This is a genomic window from Ureaplasma diversum NCTC 246 (genome assembly GCF_000731915.1).
GTDB classification, from domain to species: Bacteria; Bacillota_I; Bacilli_A; order Mycoplasmatales; family Mycoplasmoidaceae; genus Ureaplasma; species Ureaplasma diversum.
In genome coordinates this window covers 1-2,029 of the sequence record NZ_JFDP01000069.1, presented here as the reverse complement: position 1 = coordinate 2,029, position 2,029 = coordinate 1, and the positions used below count along the sequence as shown (strand labels likewise).

Genomic DNA, 2,029 nt, shown 5'->3' with positions numbered 1-2,029 from the left:
GGACTTTTGGGTTAGATGTTCCGGTTAAGTATATTTTGTTGTATTTTAGGTTTGGTTTTTGGTTATCTTAATCAAAACATAGGACATAACCGATTGGATGCAACGAAAAATCGAAACCATTTTATAAAAACATCATTAATAAATATTTATTCATATTGTTGTAAGCACAATAAAAAAGAATGCAAAGTTGCATTCTTATTAACTTATTAACCTTACAAACCAACTGTTGTGTATTTTATACTTTAGAATTAATCTTTTGGTTTAGGTTCAACTTTATCAAGTGGTTTTAAAGCATCATATTTAGGATTAAATTCTAAAATCTTATTTTCTAAATTTATACTATATGATCCATTTTCATCATAAAATTCAACAAGATCAATTGCATAATTTTTATCTTCCTTAGAGTCTAATTCTCAAGAACTTTGGAATCCAACTGTATCAAATTGTATTCAACGCCTTCCTGATCAATAAGTAATTAATCTATCAAAAGATGTTTGAAAATATACTTCATTTGTCTTTGAATTTTTAAAACGAATTCCTGCTTTTTCTTTTTTTGATTCAAAATATCGAAATATCTTTCCATATTTTTCTCAAAGACTGAAATTTACTTCTTTCGCATGTTGTCATTGATTGTCATAGTAAACAAAGTTAAAACTTGTAACTTTTATTTTATCAACCATAGTTTGAATTTCTTTAGCTTTTTCTTTTCTTGTTGCTTCTTCTGCTTCTTTAGCAGCTTTTGCTACAGGATCTTCATCTTGCACAATTTCTTTCTTTTTCTTAGGTTTTCTTATTTCTTCTTTATCTTTAGAAGAATCAATTTCTTTTTTAGGAACAGCCAAAATAAAACTATCAATTTTTGCTTGTTTTTGGCACTGGATCTATTGAATCATTTACAAGTTTATTTGGACTTGTTTTTGTATCAGGAGCATTAGTATTTGGTATTGCAGGATCATGGCTATTTTGTGTTTGGCTTTGACTATCTTGATTTGGTTTAGTTGGTTTTGTTGTTTGTGTTGTTTTACATGCTGCACTTACACTAACAATACTAACTCCTACCATAATAGCACCAACAGCTAAAGCTAATGCTTTTTTGTTTTTGAATTTATTCATATTTATAAACCCTTTTATGCAGATTTAGATCTGTTCAGATATGACTTCAGTCAGATTTATTTATATTTTTGCAAAAAAAAAAAAAAAGCTTTTTTAAAACAAATGTCCCGCTTTCTTTCCTTTTTTCTTATTTCTTTGGTTTTAAAATATTGTAATCATGAACATATTGATATAGTTTACTAACATTGTTAATGTTATATAAATGAATATGGTTTAAATTAATATCCTTATTAACAGTATAAAACTTAATCTCTGTTTTCTTTAGATCATTATTAACATTTAATTGATATGAACTAGGGAAATATCGATCTTCTAAAACAGCTTTCATATTAACATATGGAATTAGTACATTTTGTTCATCTAATAAATGAACAAAAGAAGTTAAGAAGTAATATTCATCAATGTTTGAGTATGAAATATATAATAGATGGTTATTATTAAAAAAATGTTCATCATATTTTTTTAATATTTGATCTTTATTTATTTGATCAGCTTGTGTTAAAACTGTTCTTGGTGATTTAACCTTTAATAGTAGTTGTTCTAGTTCTTTATAGCTTCTTATAATATCATAGAAGTATATACCATTAGTTAATATTGTTTTATTTTGTTCAACATCAGGAACAACATAAAAGTTGTTTAAACTACTTACTATTTGATGGTTTGTTTGTCTTAGTTCAAAAACCGCTTTATCAACAAAGTTGATTTGGTTATTGATCACAATGCTGTTAATACTAGGAGCAGCAATGGCACAAAAAGCAGCATAATAACCAAAAATACGCAAAATGTACTTTTTAGTTTTGCGTTTTATTATTGAATTATTTACTACTTCTTTATGGAGCTTTTGCATACTTTAATATTTTTTCTTAGTATTCTATTCTTTTTAAAAATGATGATTAAAAATTAGATTTCTTCTTCA

At 25.9% G+C, this 2,029-nt stretch carries 3 protein-coding genes; all 3 read right to left on the bottom strand.

The annotated features are described in order from the left end of the window. Window positions 1-248: 248 nt before the first annotated feature. The 3 genes from UDIV_RS03185 to UDIV_RS03175 all read right to left on the bottom strand — a co-directional run bounded on the left by UDIV_RS03185 (window position 249) and on the right by UDIV_RS03175 (window position 1,960). Window positions 249-842 carry a hypothetical protein gene (locus tag UDIV_RS03185; protein WP_038103233.1) on the bottom strand — a complete coding sequence of 198 codons (594 nt, stop codon included), beginning with the start codon at window positions 840-842 and terminating at the stop codon, window positions 249-251. 7 nt (window positions 843-849) lie between these two features. Then, complete coding sequence (locus UDIV_RS03180; RefSeq protein ID WP_038103231.1) at window positions 850-1,113, bottom strand: Vmc-like lipoprotein signal peptide domain-containing protein; 264 nt, start codon at window positions 1,111-1,113, stop codon at window positions 850-852. A 127-nt stretch (window positions 1,114-1,240) separates the two neighbouring features. Next, window positions 1,241-1,960, bottom strand: a complete 720-nt coding sequence (locus UDIV_RS03175; RefSeq protein ID WP_038103229.1) for a hypothetical protein — start codon at window positions 1,958-1,960, stop codon at window positions 1,241-1,243. Window positions 1,961-2,029 lie beyond the last annotated feature (69 nt).